Source organism: Nocardia australiensis (genome assembly GCF_020733705.1).
Lineage (GTDB): Bacteria > Actinomycetota > Actinomycetes > Mycobacteriales > Mycobacteriaceae > Nocardia > Nocardia australiensis.
The window spans coordinates 197174-213632 of the sequence record NZ_JAJFZM010000017.1 but is presented as its reverse complement, the minus strand read 5'-3'; the positions used below and the strand labels follow the sequence as shown (position 1 = coordinate 213632).

The window sequence follows — 16459 nt, the reverse complement described above, 5'->3', positions numbered from 1 at the left end:
TAGGCAACTCACCTCGGAAGGACCATGATGACCACAGTCGCCCTCGAATCGGGGTACTGGAATTCACTCGGCACGGGAGTCGGGGCGATCGTCCTCTACGCCCTGGTCGGCTTGGTGTTGATGCTCATCGGCTTCTTCGCGATCGATCTGACCACCCCGGGCAAGCTGCGCGGTCTCGTCGCGCAGGGCAAGCCCAATGCCATCATCGTCGCCGCCGCGGGCATGGTCAGTATGGCGTTCATCGTGGTGCTCGCGACCTACGCGTCGGCGGGCAAACTCTCCGAGGGGCTGGTCGCGGCCAGCGTCTACGGTTTGGTCGGCATTATCGCCCAGGTCATTTCCGTTCGGCTCATCGAACGTGCCCTCGGTATCGATATCGGTGCCGCGCTGCAATCGGATACCTATACCACCGAAGTCCTGGTGGTGGCCGCCGCGCATTTCGCGCTCGGTCTGGTCGTGGCCTTCGCCATCCTCTGAATCGCGCGATCGGCCGCGCGGCCCGCGCATCGAGGGGCGGCAGATCTCGTAGTCCATTGACATTCCACATTGGAGGATTCATCATTGTTTTACATTCCACTGTGGAGTATGAGATTCGTCGATAGGACCGGATATGGACATCTCGCTTGGTACCCGGGCTTCCGATGCGGAGCGTGACAAGGTGGTGCGGCTGCTCGCCAGGCATATGACGGATGGCCGGATCGATCTCGCCGAATACGACCAGCGGGTCGCCCGCGTGTACGAAACGACTACTCGCGACGACCTGCAACTCGTCCTCGCAGACCTGCCGAAGCTGGCGAAAGAGCCCACCGAACGCGCTGAATCGCGCAAGCGGCTCCCCATCTGGCAGCAGATCGAGGGCAGCGCGTGGCTCGGAGTCAGCGTGCTCGTTGTGCTGATCTGGGGTGCCATCTCGCTCGGCGTCGGCGAGTTCACCTATCCGTGGCCGCTGTGGGTGATCGGTCCGTGGGGCGCGGTGCTGGTTCTCCGCATCCTGACCGGTTTCGAATCCGGCAGGTTCTGCCGCCGGCCGAGCTGACGTTCGGCCTACCGCTGCGATGCCCACCCGTGGCGCCCGCCGGAACGGTTGGGGACTTGGCGGGACGGAGAATCCGGATCGAATTCCGCCGAACGCGGTCCGTCCGCCGGACGGGTACCCGACCGGGCTGGTGGCGGTAAGTCGCGACGTGACGTGGCGCGTGGCTCGCCGTGATCAGGCCGGGAGCTGTGGCGGCGATGAGTTGGCGCGGACCGATCACGCTGTGACGGTGCCCGTCGAGAGGGGACCCACCGTCCGAGCTCGATCACCGGGAGTTCGCGGGTGATCCGATTGGGGTGATCGCCCCTTTCGCGGTAGCGGGCCGGGATGTCGTGTTCGCGCAGCCAGGCTCCCGGGTCGTCGTAGCCGTGTTGATCCAGTTCGGGGATTGTGCGTTCGAGTAAGTCGACCAGGTCGCCCTCGCCGCCGCCGAGCGCGGTTCGGATCGCGGGGAAGGTGGCCGGGCGGAACGTCCACGTCCATTCGTAATCCGGATAAGTGCCCCTGCGGTCGCGTGCGTGCACGACGAGGTTGCCGGACGGGGACATCCGGACCCGCAGTTCGTGGCCGTCGGAGCAATCACGCAATTCGCGATCGGCCGAGGCCTGGGCGCGGGTGATCTGAAACCAGCCCGCGCACAGTCCCGCGATCCCCAACCCTGCCGCGAAGGCGACCTCGACCCACCAACTCGCCGATCCGGTGCCGTCGCCGAACTCACAGGCATAGAGGAACAGCAAGCTGCCCGCCACCAGTGCGGCGATCCGGGCAAGCCGCAATGCCACGATTGTTCCGGCCGACGCGGCTGGCATTTCTTGGCTCCCAAACAAACATTGCGGCATGCGATCAGACAGGATCGTATGCGGCGCTTCCCCGCCCGGCTACCGGGCAATCGGCCCGCGACCGATACCATGACTGATCGCCCCGCAGGGTGGACGAATATCCGGCCACCGCACGGAAAGGTCGTCGAATTTGCATCTGAAGAGCCTGACGTTGAAGGGTTTCAAGTCCTTCGCGTCCGCGACGACGCTGCGGTTCGAACCGGGCATCACCTGTGTGGTCGGTCCCAACGGCTCGGGCAAGTCCAACGTGGTCGACGCTCTCACCTGGGTGATGGGGGAGCAGGGCGCGAAGGCGCTGCGCGGCGGGAAGATGCAGGACGTCATCTTCGCGGGCACCTCCGGCCGCGCGCCGCTCGGTCGAGCCGAGGTCACCCTGACCATCGACAATTCCGATGGCGCACTGCCGATCGACTATGCCGAGGTATCGATCACCCGGCGCATGTTCCGCGACGGCGCGGGTGAGTACGAGATCAATGGCAGCTCGTGCCGACTGATGGACGTGCAGGAACTGCTCAGCGACTCCGGTATCGGCCGCGAAATGCACGTCATCGTCGGCCAGGGCCAGCTCTCGGCGATTCTGGAATCGCGACCCGAGGACCGTCGAGCCTTCATCGAAGAGGCCGCGGGCGTGCTCAAACATCGCAAGCGCAAGGAGAAGGCGGTCCGCAAGCTCGACGCGATGCAGGCCAACCTCGCCAGGCTCACCGACCTCACCACCGAGCTGCGCCGTCAGCTCAAACCGCTGGGCAGGCAGGCCGAGGTCGCGCGGCGTGCACAGACCGTGCAGGCCGACCTGCGTGACGCGAGACTCCGCTTGGCCGCCGACGATCTGGTTACTCGGCGCCGCGAACTGGAAAGCCAGCAGAGCAAAGAGGCGTACGCCCGCGAACAGCACATCACCGTGCAGTCGGAGCTCGACGCCGCCAATGCCGCACTGGCGCAGCAGGAATTCCAGCTTTCGCGGCTCACTCCGAGCGCGGAGGCCGCCGGGCAGATCTGGTTCCAGCTTTCCGCGCTGGCCGAGCGGGTCAACGCCACCATCCGTATCGCGGGCGACCGCGCACGGCATCTGGATACCGAAACCCCGGTCGGCACCGGTCGTGACCCCGAACAGCTCGAGGCCGAGGCGCACCGGGTCGAAGCGGAGGAAGCCGAACTGCGCGAGTCGGTGGAGATCGCGGTCGAGACCCTGGAGACCGCGCGCGATCAGCTCGCCGAACGTGACCAGGCCGCGAAGGCCGCCGAGCAGGCACATCTGGCCGCGGTGCGAGCCATTGCCGATCGGCGTGAGGGTTTGGCTCGGCTGTCCGGGCAGGTCGACACCCTGCGTACCCGCGCGCAGTCGGTGGACACGGAGATCGCCCGACTGTCGGCGGCGATCATCGAAGCCCGGTATCGCGGCGACGCGGCGCAGGATGAATTCGACACGGTGCAAACCGAACTCAGCGAACTGGATGCGGGTGAGGCGGGGCTGGACGCGCAGCACGAGCACGCGGTGCAGGCGCTGGAACTCGCCGATCAACGGGTCACCGAATTGCGGGACCAGGACCGTGACGCGGGTAAGCGGGTCGCTTCGCTGAGCGCGCGTATCGAAGCGCTGGCCATGGGGCTCGCGCGACGCGACGGCGCGGCCTGGCTGGTCGAGAACCGGGCCGAAGGCCTGCTCGGGCCCTTGTCCGGGCTGATCAGGGTGGACGGCGGATTCGAAGCCGCAGTTGCCGCGACACTCGGCCCGCTTGCCGACGCGGTCGCCGCCGACACCGGCGCCAACGCGCATGCGGCGGTACAAGCATTGAAGCAAGCCGACGGTGGTCGCGCCGCGTTGGTCTTCGGCGGCGCCGAGCGGTCGGCCGCGCACGCCGGCGCATTGCCGGGTGCGGCGCGGTGGCTGGCGGATGTGGTGGACGGCCCCGACTCGGTACGCGGCGCGATCCTCGCGCTGACCGCCGGTGTCGCGGTGGTCGACGACCTGGCCGCCGCCGTTGAGTTGGTGGCGGTGCGGCCGGAGTTGCGCGTGGTCACCCGTGATGGTGACCTCACAGGCAGGGGCTGGGTGCTCGGCGGATCCGATCGCGCGCCGAGCCAACTGGAGATCCAGGCCGATATCGACACCGCCAAGGCCGATTTGGTCGCCTCGCAGCGGCGCGCCGAGGAATTGGAGGCGGCGCTCTCGGGTGCGCTCGCCGAGCAGGTCGACCGCAAGGACGCCGTCGACCAGGCGCTGCTCGCATTGCACGAATCCGATCAGGCGCTGGTCGCGATCTATGACCGGCTGGGCAGGCTCGGCCAGATCGCGCGTTCCGCGCAGACCGATGTGGAAAAGCTGACCGGTCAGCGCGCCGACACCGAGGCGAGCCGCGAGGAGTCCCTCGCCTCGCTGGCCGATCTCGAGGACCGCCTGCGCAACGCCGAGCTCGAGCACGCCGATATCGACGCCGACGGGGTCGGCGTGGCGGGTAGCGAGTCCGCAAGTCGCGAGCGAGAGGAAGCCGCCGCCGCACTGGCCGAGGCCAGGTCGATGGAGGTCGAAGCGCGACTGGCCGTGCGCACCGCCGAGGAACGCGCGGAATCGGTTCGCGGCAAAGCGGATTCGCTGCGCCGCGCCGCCCGCGCCGAGCGCGAGGCACGCGAGCGGGCCGAGCGCGCGCACGCCGCACGCCGCAAAGCCGCGGAGGTGGCCGCGGCGGTCGCCGAGTCCGGCGCGCGGGTTGCCGCCGAACTCGAGGCGGTCGTCGCGGAGGCCGCCACCCGGCGCGACGATCTGGTGCGCCGTCGCACCGAATGTGCCGCGCAGGTCGATCAGGTGAAGGAACGCGCCCGCGCCCTCGCCACCCAGCTGGCCCAGCTTACCGATGCAGTGCACCGCGACGAGGTGGCGAAAGCCCAGGCGGCCTTGCGAATCGAACAGCTGGAGGCGACCATCTCCGAGCAGTTCGGTATCGCGCTCAACGACCTCATCGCCGAATACGGACCGGATGTGCCGATGCCGCCATCGGATCTGGAATGGCTGGAATACGAACAGGCCAAGGAGCGCGGCGACCAGGTCATCGCGCCCGCCCCCATGCCCTACGACCGGCAGACCCAGGAACGTCGCGCGAAACGGGCCGAGAAGGATCTGACCACTCTCGGCAAGGTGAATCCTCTTGCGCTGGAAGAGTTCGCGGCCCTGGAAGAGCGCTACAACTTCCTGGCCACTCAGCTAGAGGACGTCAAGAGCGCCCGCAAGGACCTGCTCGATGTGGTCGCCGATGTCGACGCGCGCATCCTGCAGGTCTTCACCGAGGCATGGGAGGATGTCGAGCGTGAATTCGTCGGCGTCTTCGCGAAGCTGTTCCCGGGCGGCGAGGGCAGGCTGCTGCTGACCGATCCGTCAGACATGCTCACCACCGGCATCGAGGTCGAGGCCCGGCCGCCGGGCAAAAAGGTCAAGCGGCTGTCGCTGCTGTCCGGCGGCGAGAAGTCCCTGACGGCTGTCGCCTTGCTGGTGGCCATCTTCCGTGCCCGCCCCTCGCCCTTCTATGTGATGGACGAGGTCGAGGCGGCCCTGGATGACACCAATCTGCGCCGTCTGATCGGGCTCTTCGAGCAGTTGCGCGAAAAGAGCCAGCTGATCGTGATCACCCACCAGAAGCCGACCATGGAGATCGCCGACGCCCTCTACGGCGTCAGTATGCGTGGCGATGGCATCACTCAGGTGATCAGCCAGCGGTTGAGCCGCGAGGATATGGCGACGGTGGGCGCGGCGGACTGAGGCCTGCCCGGGGTCGAAGGTCCCGTCACACGAGAGTTTTCGTCGCTGCTCGCCTGCCTGCCGCCAGAAGGCCCACCGCAGGCGCGTCGCGCTGAGCTCTGCCGGATCGTCGTCCGCTTAGAGCAGGTCGCTGACGTCGTCGGGCACGTCTACGGCGTATTTGCGCAAAATCTCCATCGAGATCACTTCCAGGGCATTCTCATGGGTGGCCGCCAGCACGACGGGTGCGGCGACGCCGTCCTCATGAGCGTGCAACCAGCGCACGGCCACCACGCACCATCGGTCTCCGGGCCGCAGCCCCGGAAAGTTGTTTTCCGGGCGCGGCGTGCTCAGATCGTTGCCGATGGACGCCTGGTGTTCGAGGAACTCGGCCGTGACGACCGTGCACACCGTATGACTGCCGAGATCTTCCGGTCCGGTGCTGCAACAGCCGTCCCGGTAGAACCCGGTGAGAGGATCGGTGCCGCACTCTTCCAGCGGCCCCCCAAGCACGTTTCGATCGGTCACGTCGCCGATCCTATTGTCCCTTCGCGAGAAGTTCCGCAGGACAAGAAATCTCGGGGCTTGTGTCGGTGTGCCGGGACGGCGTGGTATTGCGGGATTTCCGGTTCTGCAAGGATGGTCCGCGTGAGCCCCGAAGCCTGGATCCTGATTGCCGTCGTCGCCGCCCTGCTGGTGGCCGCGTTTGTCGCCGGATTCGTCCTGTACAAACGCCGCCGCATCACGTTGGCGCCGCCCACCTCAGAGAAGGAATTGACCGACCGGTCAGGCGGATATTCGGCGGCGGGCGGGTTCAGCTTCAGTCAGGGGGGCAAGGCCGCCGCGACACGCCCGGAGCCCGCGCCCATAGAGCGCACGGATACCGACGGGCAGCCACATATCGGTGATGATGCCGCGACTCCGCGTGATGCCCCGAAGCGCGGCATCACCAACGTCGTGCTGCCCGATGACGATGTCGGTCTACTCGAGCCCACGCCCGCCGAGGCCGACTCGGCCACCGCCACGCCGGACACCGCCACCGACGAGCCGGGTCCCGCGGCCGTATCGGATGCCGCGCCAGTCGAATCCGGGACGCCGAGCACTGCCGCGCCGACGGAAACCCCGCCCCCGTCCGACGTCGCGGCACCTGCCGATAGCGCACCGTCGACCGAGGCGCCCGCGCAAGCCGACGCCACAGTGAACTCCGACGCCACAGCGGAAGCCGACACGACTGCCCCGTCCGAATCAGCGGCTCCGTCCGTCACCTCGGTGCCCGCCGAAACCGCGGATGATGCCCTTAGAACGCCCGCCCTCGACGAAATCGAACCCACCGCAGGCCGCCTGCTCCGTCTGCGCGGTCGCCTGTCGCGCTCCCAGAACGCCGTCGGCAAAAGCCTGCTCGGCCTGCTCGGCGGCGGTGACCTCGACGACGAATCCTGGGAAGAGGTCGAAGACACCCTGGTGCTGGCCGACCTCGGCACCGCGAGCACCGCCGCGATCGTCGAACGACTACGCGAAGAAATGGCGGCACGCAGCGTACGCACCACCGACCAGGCCCGCGCCGTGCTCCGTGAGGTACTGATCGAGGCGCTGCGCCCCGAACTCGACCGCTCGATTCGCGCACTGCCACACGCGGACCACCCCTCGATCCTTCTCGTCGTCGGCGTCAACGGGACCGGAAAAACCACTACGACCGGCAAACTGGCGCGCGTGCTCGTCGCCGACGGCCGCCGCGTGCTGCTCGGCGCGGCCGACACTTTCCGCGCCGCGGCCGCCGACCAGCTCCAGACCTGGGGCGAGCGAGTAGGTGCCGACACCATCCGGGGCAAGGAGGCCGCGGACCCGGCCGCCGTCGCCTTCGACGCGGTCAGCGCGGGCATCGAACGAGGGGTCGACGTCGTGATGATCGACACCGCCGGTCGACTGCACACCAAGACCGGGCTGATGGACGAGCTCGGGAAGGTCAAGCGGGTCGTGGAGAAAAAGGCCGAAGTCGACGAGGTGCTGCTGGTGCTCGACGCGACCGTTGGTCAGAACGGGCTGATGCAGGCGCGAGTCTTCGCTGAGGTTGTCGATATCAGTGGGGTGGTGCTGACGAAGTTGGACGGGACGGCCAAGGGCGGGATTGTTTTTCAGGTTCAGCACGAGCTGGGGGTGCCGGTGAAGTTGGTCGGGTTGGGGGAAGGGGCCGATGATTTGGCGCCGTTCGAGCCTGGGGCGTTTGTGGACGCCTTGCTGGGGTAACAGGTTGTCCACCAGATCTACTCGTCGGTAACGATGAGGTTCCGTTCTTCGAGATACTTGCGACACGCATCGCGCAACACTCATGAAACGGGTGGTTGGGGTCACGAAACGTGCTAGCAACACAACTGCGCCATGCGTTCACCTAGGTGAAACACGACAGCGTCGCGGATGAAACACCGAATGAGCACCCTTTCGTTCAGGTCCATTTGCCGGAGTCGGCTGGGCCCGAGATGAGGAGGACATTAAGGTGGCATTTCCCCTTACCGGCGCGCCGGACACCGGTGACACCGCATGGCTGCTGGCAAGTTCAGCGCTCGTGCTACTGATGACGCCGGGCCTGGCATTCTTTTACGGCGGCATGGTGCGTTCCAAGAACGTACTGAACATGATCATGATGAGCATCAGCGCGATGGGGCTCGTTGGCGTGTTGTGGTCGCTGTACGGATTCTCGATGGCCTTCGGCGACAACAAGTTCGGCGTCGTCGGCAATCCGACCCAGTTCTTCGGCCTGAAGGGGCTGATCAGTGGCAATTCGGTTGCCGAGGTCAAGGACGCCAGCGGCGCCGTGACGACCGCGGCGGTGAATATTCCACTCGCGGGCACGATTCCGATGAGCGTTTTCGTCGCGTTTCAGCTGATGTTCGCGATCGTCACGGTTGCCCTCATCTCGGGTGCGGTCGCTGATCGACTGAAATTCGGTGCCTGGCTGCTATTCGCCGGCATCTGGATCACGGTCGTGTACTTCCCGGTCGCGCACTGGGTCTTCGACTTCGATGTGAAGGACGCCGCCGGCAACATCGTGCACGAGGGTGGTTGGATCGCCAACCAGCTCCACGCGGTCGACTTCGCCGGTGGCACCGCGGTGCACATCAATGCCGGCACCGCCGGCTTGGCTCTGGTGCTGGTGCTCGGCAATCGCAAGGGCTGGCCGAGCACCCCATTCCGTCCGCACAACCTGCCGTTCGTCATGCTCGGCGCCGGGTTGCTGTGGTTCGGCTGGTTCGGCTTCAACGCCGGTTCCGCGGTCACCTCCGGCGGCCTGGCCGGTTCGACCTTCATCACCACCGTGCTCGCGACCTGTTCGGCCATGCTGGCCTGGCTGCTGGTGGAGAAGTTCCGTGACGGCAAGCCCACCTCGCTGGGCGCTGCCTCGGGCATTGTGGCAGGTCTGGTCGCCATCACCCCGTCCTGCTCGTCGGTCAACGTGCTCGGTGCGCTCATCATCGGTGTGGTCGCGGGTGCGCTGTGTGCGCTTGCGGTGGGTCTGAAGTTCAAGTTCGGCTTCGACGACTCCCTCGACGTGGTCGGCGTCCACCTGGTCGGCGGCATCGTCGGCACCCTGATGATCGGGTTCGTCGCCGCGCCGGAAGCCGGTGCGGGCAAGACCGGATTGTTCTACGGCGGCGGTTTCGATCAGCTGTGGCGTCAGGCCGTCGGCGCGGGCGCCGTGCTGGCCTTCTCCTTCATCGCCTCGCTGGTCATTGCCTATATCGTGAAGTTCACCATTGGGCTGCGCGCTAGCGAGGAAGCCGAGGCGGTGGGCATGGACGAGTCCGAGCACGCTGAAACGGCATACGATTTCGCTGCTGTGGGTGGCACGGCACGTACGGCCGTCAAGGAGGCATGACGACAATGAAACTGATCACCGCAATTGTCAAACCGTTCACTCTCGAGGACGTCAAGACCGGGCTCGAGCAGGCAGGCGTGCTGGGCATGACCGTCAGCGAGGTGCAGGGTTACGGCCGCCAGAAGGGCCACACGGAGGTCTACCGCGGGGCGGAATACTCCGTGGATTTCGTTCCGAAGGTTCGGGTCGAGGTTGTCGTGGATGATGCGTCGGTCGACAAGGTAGTCGAGGTGATCGTCGAGGCCTCCCGTACCGGAAAGATCGGTGACGGCAAGGTTTGGGTGACTCCGGTGGAATCGATCATCCGGGTACGGACGGGCGAACGCGGTATCGACGCGTTGTAGACCGCAGCGCACGCGACGGGCCCGGAGGCGGAAGCGCGACGCGACCACGAAGGGACCCGGGAGCAACGCAAGTCCAACACGAATATCGAATCGAGCGGCGGCCCCGCTCCCACTGGATGATCCGGTCGGGGCGGGGTCGCATGTATTGAATGGGCGGTGGATTTGGTGGCTGGTCAGTACGACCGTGACAGTGACAGACAGGCGACCGGGGACGCCGCCGGCGACAGAGTTTCCAATGGTGCGGCCGATTTGGTCCGAGCTCGAACCCAATTACTCGATGGTGGGCTGCCCCGTAATCCCCGACTCGACGCCGAATCGCTGCGGCTCGCGCTGGTCGACCTGTATGAACTGTGGCTCACCAGCACCGGTGTCGAACTCGGCATCACCCGCGACAGTGGCTTGGCCGTGGTGGCTGTCGGTGGGCTCGGGCGCAAGGAAATGCTGCCGTACTCCGACCTGGACCTGGTTTTGTTACACGACGATGTCGACCCGGCTCGCGTCGCCGAGGTCGCCGATCAACTCTGGTACCCACTGTGGGACGCCCACATCAAACTCGATCACAGCGTGCGCACCGTACCGCAGGCATTGCGCGTCGCGTCGAGCGATCTCATCGCGGCCCTCGGCATGCTCGAAGCCAGGCATATCGTCGGCGACGCGGAACTGAGCAACCTGCTCATCGGTGGCGTGCGCCGCGAGTGGCGAACCGGAATCCGTTCGCGCTTCGATGAATTGATCGACCAAGTCGAGGCGCGGTGGCAGCGCAGCGGCGAAATCGCCCATCGCGCCGAACCCGATCTGAAGAGCGGGCGCGGCGGCCTGCGCGATATCCAACTGCTCGACGCGCTGGCCATCGCCCAACTGACCGACGCCATGCCCGGTCTCGGCCCGGACGTGCCCGGCGGTGGCTTCGAACAGGCGCACCGTCGTCTACTGGATGTTCGTACCGAACTGCACCGGGTGGCGGGCCGTGCCCGTGACCAGCTACGGGCCCAGGATGCCGATGAGATCGGCAGGGCATTGCGCATCGGTGATCGTTTCGATCTGGCCCGTACGCTGAGCGATTCCGCACGGACGGTGAGTTACTCCGTCGATGTCGGCTTGCGGACCGCGGCCAACGCACTGCCACGGCGCGGCCTGGCCAGGTTGCGGCGGATCCCGGTGCGCCGACCACTCGACGAAGGGGTTGTCGAGCACGCGGGGGAGGTGGTGCTAGCCAGGGACGCGCGCCCGCAGCGCGATCCGGGCTTGATCCTGCGGGTGGCCGCGGCCTCGGCGCAGACCGGGCTGCCGATGTCGGCCACCACCCTGAACCAGCTATCCGAAGACGCGCCGGAATTGCGGGAACCATGGCCCAAGGACGCGCTCAACGATCTGCTCGTGCTGCTCGGCGCCGGCCGTGGTGTCATCGACGCGATCGAGGCGCTGGACCGAACGGGGTTGTGGGGCAGGCTACTTCCGGAATGGGGCGCCGTGCGCGACCTGCCACCACGCGACGCCATGCATACCTGGACCGTCGATCGTCATCTGATGGAGACCGTCGCGTACTCAAGCGCGTTGAGCACACGAGTCGCCCGCCCGGATCTGCTCTTGCTCGGCGCGCTGCTGCACGATATCGGCAAGGGCCGCGCGGGCGATCACAGTGTCGTCGGGGCCGAGTTGGCCACCCATATCGGGCGTCGGCTCGGTCTATGGCCATCGGATGTTCGGACCCTCAGCGCCGTAGTGCGCCATCATCTGCTGCTGCCGGAAACCGCGACCCGGCGTGATCTCGCTGACCCGGCCACGGTGCGGTTCATTGTCGATGCGCTCGACGGTGACGTGCAGTTGATCGAGTTGCTGCACACCCTGGCCGAGGCCGATTCGCTGGCCACCGGCCCCGGCGTGTGGGGCGACTGGAAGGCATCGCTGATCGGTGATCTGGTGCGTCGCTGCCGGTTGGTGATGGCCGGTGGTGAGTTGCCGATACCGGAACCAATTGCGCCGGAACTGCTTGCCAAGGCCACCGTGGGCGGGGTGCACGTTGATCTGCGCCCCGGCGAGGGGAAGCACACCTACACCGTGACGGTCATTGCGCCGGACACTCCCGGCCTGCTGTCGGATGCCGCCGGCGTGCTGGCGTTGCACTCGCTGCGGGTGCTGTCTGCCGCGCTCAGCAGCGAAAGCGCCTCGGCCGTCAACACCTTCGTTGTGTCACCCAAATTCGGTGCCCCGCCGGATGCTGGCCTGTTGCGGCAAGAGCTGATTCGGGCCATTTCCGGCAATCTTGATCTGCCCGCGCTGCTGGCCAAACGGGAACGCGAGGCCGCGGGGGCCGGGCCGAGCCCGTACGCGCAGGCGCAACCCCGGCTGATCTGGTCCGGCACCTCGGTGCCCGGCCAGGTGCTTCTGGAGTTGCGCGCCGAAGACCGCATCGGCTTGTTGAGCAGGCTGGCTGCCGCGCTGTCGGGCTGCGGCGCCGAAGTGTGCTGGGCAAAGGTGGTCACCATGGGTTCCGCGGTGGTCGACTCCTTCAGTCTCGACCTCGGCACCGATGACGGTCCCGGACGCCGCGAAGCGATCGAAAAGGCGATTATGGACGTGGTTCCGCGCCCGGCGCCGAAGCCTCCGCAAGATGCGGAACCGCCCGGTTCGGGGTCGGATTCCTGATGTCGGTTGCGGCGCAACAGAACTGTTGCACGCGATTTGCTGGAAATTGCGTGCAGTGGAGTTGCCGAGCCTAATATCAGAGCGTCCGGCTATCGCGAGCATGAGGGGAGCAGGTCGGTGGCAATTGAGGTTGTTTCGGCGTCAACGATGACGAGTGACGAAACCACGCATATGGCGCGGTGTGTCGGCGGTGATCGGTGGGTCGTTTCCTGGCTACCCGGCCGGACCCTCACCGGACAACAGGCCGTGACCGCGATGACGATTGCTTCGACGGTTGCCGCAAACGATGGACCCAACGGCGCCGGCTGGGCACTGCTCGACGATATGGCCCTCGAGCTGGGCCTGACCGCCCGCGAGGCGGTCTACATGGTGGCCATCGAGAACCACGACTACAGCAAGGAGGCCAAACCGCGCCGTCGTTCACTCGAGTAGTCCGGCGAGCTCGGCGACCTCGAAGGACACACCGCCTGCGCGAACACCTGGGCGGTCCCATTACCCTGGGATATCAAAGTGACGTCCCTCGAGATCAGGAGCGCGATCGGTGTTCGAATCCCTGTCCGACCGGCTTACCGGTGCCCTCAAGGATCTTCGCGGTAAGGGGCGTCTGTCACCGGCCGACATCGACGCCACCTGTCGCGAGATCCGCCTTGCTCTGCTCGAGGCTGACGTCGCGCTGCCGGTCGTGCGTGGTTTCATCGCCAAAATCAAGGAGCGGGCCAAGGGCTCCGAGGTTTCCGCGGCGCTCAACCCGGCGCAGCAGGTCGTCAAGATCGTCAACGAGGAGCTCGTCGGCATCCTCGGTGGCGAAACCCGCAGGCTGACCCTCGCCAAGAACCCCCCGACGGTGGTCATGCTCGCCGGTCTACAGGGTGCCGGTAAGACGACCCTCGCGGGCAAGCTCGCGAAATGGCTCAAGGGACAGGGGCATCAGCCCTTGCTGGTGGCCTGTGACCTACAGCGTCCCGGTGCCGTTACCCAGCTTCAGGTGGTCGGTGAGCGTGCGGATGTGCCAGTGTTCGCGCCACACCCGGGCACTACGGTGTCGGGTGTCGGCACCGGCGAGAACGCGCTCGGTATCTCGGCGGCCGACCCGGTCGAGGTCGCCCGCGCCGGTGTCGCCGAGGCGCGCGCCAAGCAATACGACGTGGTCATCGTCGACACCGCGGGTCGCCTCGGTATCGACGAGGAACTGATGCGGCAGGCCGCCGGTATTCGCGACGCGGTGCAGCCGGACGAGACGCTGTTCGTGCTCGACGCCATGATCGGTCAGGACGCGGTCAGCACCGCCGAGGCATTCCGTGACGGCGTCGGCTTCACCGGCGTTGTGCTTACCAAGCTCGATGGCGACGCGCGCGGTGGTGCCGCGCTTTCGGTCCGGAATGTGACCGGTGCGCCGATCATGTTCGCCTCTACCGGTGAAAAGCTGGAGGACTTCGACGTCTTCCATCCGGACCGGATGGCCAGCCGCATCCTGGGCATGGGCGATGTCCTCACCCTGATCGAGCAGGCCGAGCAGGTCTACGACCAGCAGCAGGCCGAGGACGCCGCCCGCAAGATCGGCTCCGGCGAGATGACGCTGGAGGACTTCCTCGATCAGATGCTCGCCATCCGCAAGATGGGCCCGATCGGGAACCTGCTCGGCATGCTGCCCGGCGCGGGACAAATGAAGGATGCCCTCGCCGCGGTCGACGACAAGCAGCTCGACCGAGTGCAGGCGATCATCCGGGGCATGACCCCGGCCGAACGGGACAATCCGAAGATCATCAATGCCTCTCGTCGCCTGCGCATCGCCAATGGCTCCGGAGTTCAGGTCTCCGAGGTCAACCAGCTCGTCGACCGCTTCTTCGAAGCGAAGAAGATGATGGCCGCCATGGGGCGGCAGATGGGCCTGCCCGGTTCGCGGCGCGGCAACACCAAGAAGGGGAAGAAAGGCAAGAAAGGCGGTCGTGGACCGACGCCACCGAAGGTGCGCGGCGGGTTCCCCGGCATGCCGGCCGGGATGCCGGGTATGCCCGCCGGAATGCCGGACCTTTCCGGGATGCCCGCCGGACTCGATCAGCTGCCTCCGGGGCTGGAGGGCATCGACCTCTCCCAGCTGAAATTCCCCAAGAAGTAGCTGTGTTTATTGGCCGCTGGCGCGGCGTGTTCGCGGCCCCTATGGCTCGCGTCCGAGGGGCAAATGCTCGCGACTTCGTCGCAAAATCGCATTTGCCCCTCGGACGCGAGCCGGCCGCGAACTTTTAGGGCTCGGTCTCGCTTCGCTCGGAAACTGTGGTCGTGGCGAGTGGGTGCGTGTGGGGGATGTGCGGCACTTTGGGGTTTGGTGATCGAGTTGGGTGTCGGCCGTGGCTTTTAGTGTTCGGTCTCGGCTTGCTCGGAAGCTGTGGTTGTGGCGAGTGGGTGCGTGTGGGGGATGTGCGGCACTTTGGGGTTTGGTGATCGAGTTGGGTGTCGGCCGTGGCTTTTAGTGTTCGGTCTGGGCTCGCTCGGAACCTGGTGTCGTGGCGAGTGGGTACGTGGGTGAGCTGGTGCGGCACCCGAGGTTCGGTAGTCCAGTCAGGTCCTGCCGCCGCCGAATGAGGTTGCGGCCGCAGGTCATCCGAGGTCGGCGTACATGCGATGTCATGTCCGCCGACCTCGGTGTTCGGGTGGCGGGTGGGGTATCGGCCTGAGGTAGGTTGGGGACAGCCGACGACGCCAAGGAGGTAGCTATGCATCTGCGCGGTGTGGTTCTCCCCGATGATGAGGTCCGCGACCTATGGGTGCGTGACGGCCTGGTGTCCTTCGAACCCGTCGCCGGTGCCGAAACCCTGTGTGGCGCAGGGTGGATCGTGCCCGGCCTGGTCGACGCGCACTGCCATGTCGGGATCAGGTACGGCGGCGGCGACGAGGACCGAGACGGCGCGATCGCGCAGGCCGAGACCGAACGCGAGGCCGGTGCGCTGCTGTTGCGCGACGCTGGATCGCCCATCGACACCCACTTCATCGACGACCGCGCGGACCTACCGAAGATCATTCGCGCGGGACGACACATCGCGCGGCCCCGGCGCTATATCCGTGAACTCGGTATCGAACTCGATGATGAGCGGGATCTGCCCGATATCGTGGCCGAACAGGCGCGTTTCGGCGATGGCTGGGTGAAGATCGTCGGCGACTGGATCGATCGGTCGGTCGGCGACCTGCGTCCGCTGTGGAGCGATGCGATTCTGAAGGAGGCCATCGACGCCGCACACGCCAATGGCGCTCGTGTCACCGCGCATGTATTCGGCGAGGACGCGCTGCCCGGCCTGATCAACGCGGGCATCGACTGTCTCGAACACGGCACCGGCCTCACCGATGACACTATCGAGCTGATGGCCGAACACGGCACCACCCTGGTGCCGACCCTGATCAATATCGACACCTTCCCCGAGATCGCCGACAGCGCAGGCAAATTCCCCACCTATGCCGCCCACATGCGCGATCTGCATCATCGTGTCCGCGACACCGTCGCCAACGCGCACGACGCGGGCGTGCCCATCTTCGCGGGTACCGACGCGGGCGGCTCCATCCGCCACGGCCGCATCGCCGACGAAATCACCGCCCTCGCCGGTGCCGGCCTGTCCGCTCACGACGCCCTCGGCGCCGCCTCCTGGAATGCCCGCACCTGGCTGGGCCGCCCGGGAATCGCCCACGGCGCTCCCGCCGATTTCGTCGTCTACCGCGAAGACCCGCGCACCAACCCGGCGATGCTCACCGACCCCGAGTGTGTCGTGCTGCGCGGGCGTGTCATGAAAACCGCGACCCCCATCACCGGTCACCGCTGAATCGACGACCGGTCGCTGTCGCGCGTTGGGGTCGGATTCGGCGTAGCCGGGCCGCGACCAGGACGCGATTTCGTCGGGGCGGGGCCGTTCTGGCACAATGGACCACCGTCCTTCCTGGACAAGTGTCAGCCCGTCTCCGGTTACGTACCGCGCGGCGGTCACACACTCCAAGCGCAAAACCGGGCTC

The 16459-nt window shown here is 66.5% G+C and carries 12 protein-coding genes; 10 read left to right on the top strand and 2 right to left on the bottom strand.

What is annotated here, in order from left to right; genetic code table 11:
- Positions 1–27: 27 nt before the first annotated feature.
- Complete coding sequence (locus LKE06_RS30255; protein WP_228002862.1) at positions 28–477, top strand: DUF350 domain-containing protein; 450 nt, start codon at positions 28–30, stop codon at positions 475–477.
- Positions 478–610: 133 nt separating this feature from the next.
- Positions 611–1036: a DUF1707 SHOCT-like domain-containing protein gene (locus tag LKE06_RS30250; protein WP_228002861.1), complete on the top strand. Its 426-nt coding sequence runs from the start codon at positions 611–613 to the stop codon at positions 1034–1036.
- A gap of 8 nt (positions 1037–1044) precedes the next feature.
- Here LKE06_RS30250 and LKE06_RS30245 read toward each other — a convergent pair whose 3' ends face one another.
- Entirely contained in the window at positions 1045–1845 is an 801-nt protein-coding gene (locus LKE06_RS30245; RefSeq protein WP_228002860.1) for a hypothetical protein, read from the bottom strand.
- Between the two features lie 160 nt (positions 1846–2005).
- Here LKE06_RS30245 and smc point away from each other — a divergent pair, with 160 nt between their 5' ends.
- The gene (gene smc / locus LKE06_RS30240; RefSeq protein WP_228002859.1) at positions 2006–5626 is read left to right on the top strand and encodes a chromosome segregation protein SMC; all 3621 of its coding nucleotides are present in this window, start codon (positions 2006–2008) and stop codon (positions 5624–5626) included.
- A 117-nt stretch (positions 5627–5743) separates the two neighbouring features.
- On the opposite strand, the gene LKE06_RS30235 is transcribed toward smc, so the two are convergent.
- The gene (locus tag LKE06_RS30235) at positions 5744–6133 is read right to left on the bottom strand and encodes a DUF2237 family protein (protein ID WP_228002858.1); all 390 of its coding nucleotides are present in this window, start codon (positions 6131–6133) and stop codon (positions 5744–5746) included.
- A gap of 111 nt (positions 6134–6244) precedes the next feature.
- Here LKE06_RS30235 and ftsY point away from each other — a divergent pair, with 111 nt between their 5' ends.
- The 7 genes from ftsY to LKE06_RS30200 all read left to right on the top strand — a co-directional run bounded on the left by ftsY (position 6245) and on the right by LKE06_RS30200 (position 16272).
- The gene (gene ftsY, locus LKE06_RS30230) at positions 6245–7849 is read left to right on the top strand and encodes a signal recognition particle-docking protein FtsY (RefSeq protein ID WP_228002857.1); all 1605 of its coding nucleotides are present in this window, start codon (positions 6245–6247) and stop codon (positions 7847–7849) included.
- A 247-nt stretch (positions 7850–8096) separates the two neighbouring features.
- Entirely contained in the window at positions 8097–9476 is a 1380-nt protein-coding gene (locus LKE06_RS30225; RefSeq protein WP_228002856.1) for an ammonium transporter, read from the top strand.
- A gap of 5 nt (positions 9477–9481) precedes the next feature.
- On the top strand, positions 9482–9820 hold the full coding sequence (locus LKE06_RS30220) for a P-II family nitrogen regulator (protein WP_228003271.1): 339 nt from the start codon (positions 9482–9484) through the stop codon (positions 9818–9820).
- A gap of 165 nt (positions 9821–9985) precedes the next feature.
- Positions 9986–12466 (top strand): [protein-PII] uridylyltransferase, encoded by a 2481-nt coding sequence (locus LKE06_RS30215; protein WP_228003270.1) that lies wholly within the window; start codon positions 9986–9988, stop codon positions 12464–12466.
- A 147-nt stretch (positions 12467–12613) separates the two neighbouring features.
- Complete coding sequence (locus LKE06_RS30210; RefSeq protein ID WP_228002855.1) at positions 12614–12898, top strand: hypothetical protein; 285 nt, start codon at positions 12614–12616, stop codon at positions 12896–12898.
- A 109-nt stretch (positions 12899–13007) separates the two neighbouring features.
- Positions 13008–14582 (top strand): signal recognition particle protein, encoded by a 1575-nt coding sequence (gene ffh, locus LKE06_RS30205; protein ID WP_228002854.1) that lies wholly within the window; start codon positions 13008–13010, stop codon positions 14580–14582.
- 595 nt (positions 14583–15177) lie between these two features.
- Positions 15178–16272 carry an amidohydrolase family protein gene (locus tag LKE06_RS30200; RefSeq protein ID WP_228002853.1) on the top strand — a complete coding sequence of 365 codons (1095 nt, stop codon included), beginning with the start codon at positions 15178–15180 and terminating at the stop codon, positions 16270–16272.
- Positions 16273–16459: the final 187 nt, after the last annotated feature.

What these genes read in the sequence shown, in the direction of transcription:
- LKE06_RS30250 (WP_228002861.1), top strand. Translation starts at nt 611, where the DNA reads ATGGACATCTCGCTTGGTACCCGGGCTTCCGATGCGGAGCGTGACAAG.
- LKE06_RS30200 (WP_228002853.1), top strand. Translation starts at nt 15,178, where the DNA reads ATGCATCTGCGCGGTGTGGTTCTCCCCGATGATGAGGTCCGCGACCTA.
- LKE06_RS30220 (WP_228003271.1), top strand. Translation starts at nt 9,482, where the DNA reads ATGAAACTGATCACCGCAATTGTCAAACCGTTCACTCTCGAGGACGTC.
- LKE06_RS30255 (WP_228002862.1), top strand. Translation starts at nt 28, where the DNA reads ATGACCACAGTCGCCCTCGAATCGGGGTACTGGAATTCACTCGGCACG.
- LKE06_RS30210 (WP_228002855.1), top strand. Translation starts at nt 12,614, where the DNA reads ATGACGAGTGACGAAACCACGCATATGGCGCGGTGTGTCGGCGGTGAT.
- ftsY (WP_228002857.1), top strand. Translation starts at nt 6,245, where the DNA reads ATGGTCCGCGTGAGCCCCGAAGCCTGGATCCTGATTGCCGTCGTCGCC.
- LKE06_RS30245 (WP_228002860.1), bottom strand. Translation starts at nt 1,845, where the DNA reads ATGCCAGCCGCGTCGGCCGGAACAATCGTGGCATTGCGGCTTGCCCGG.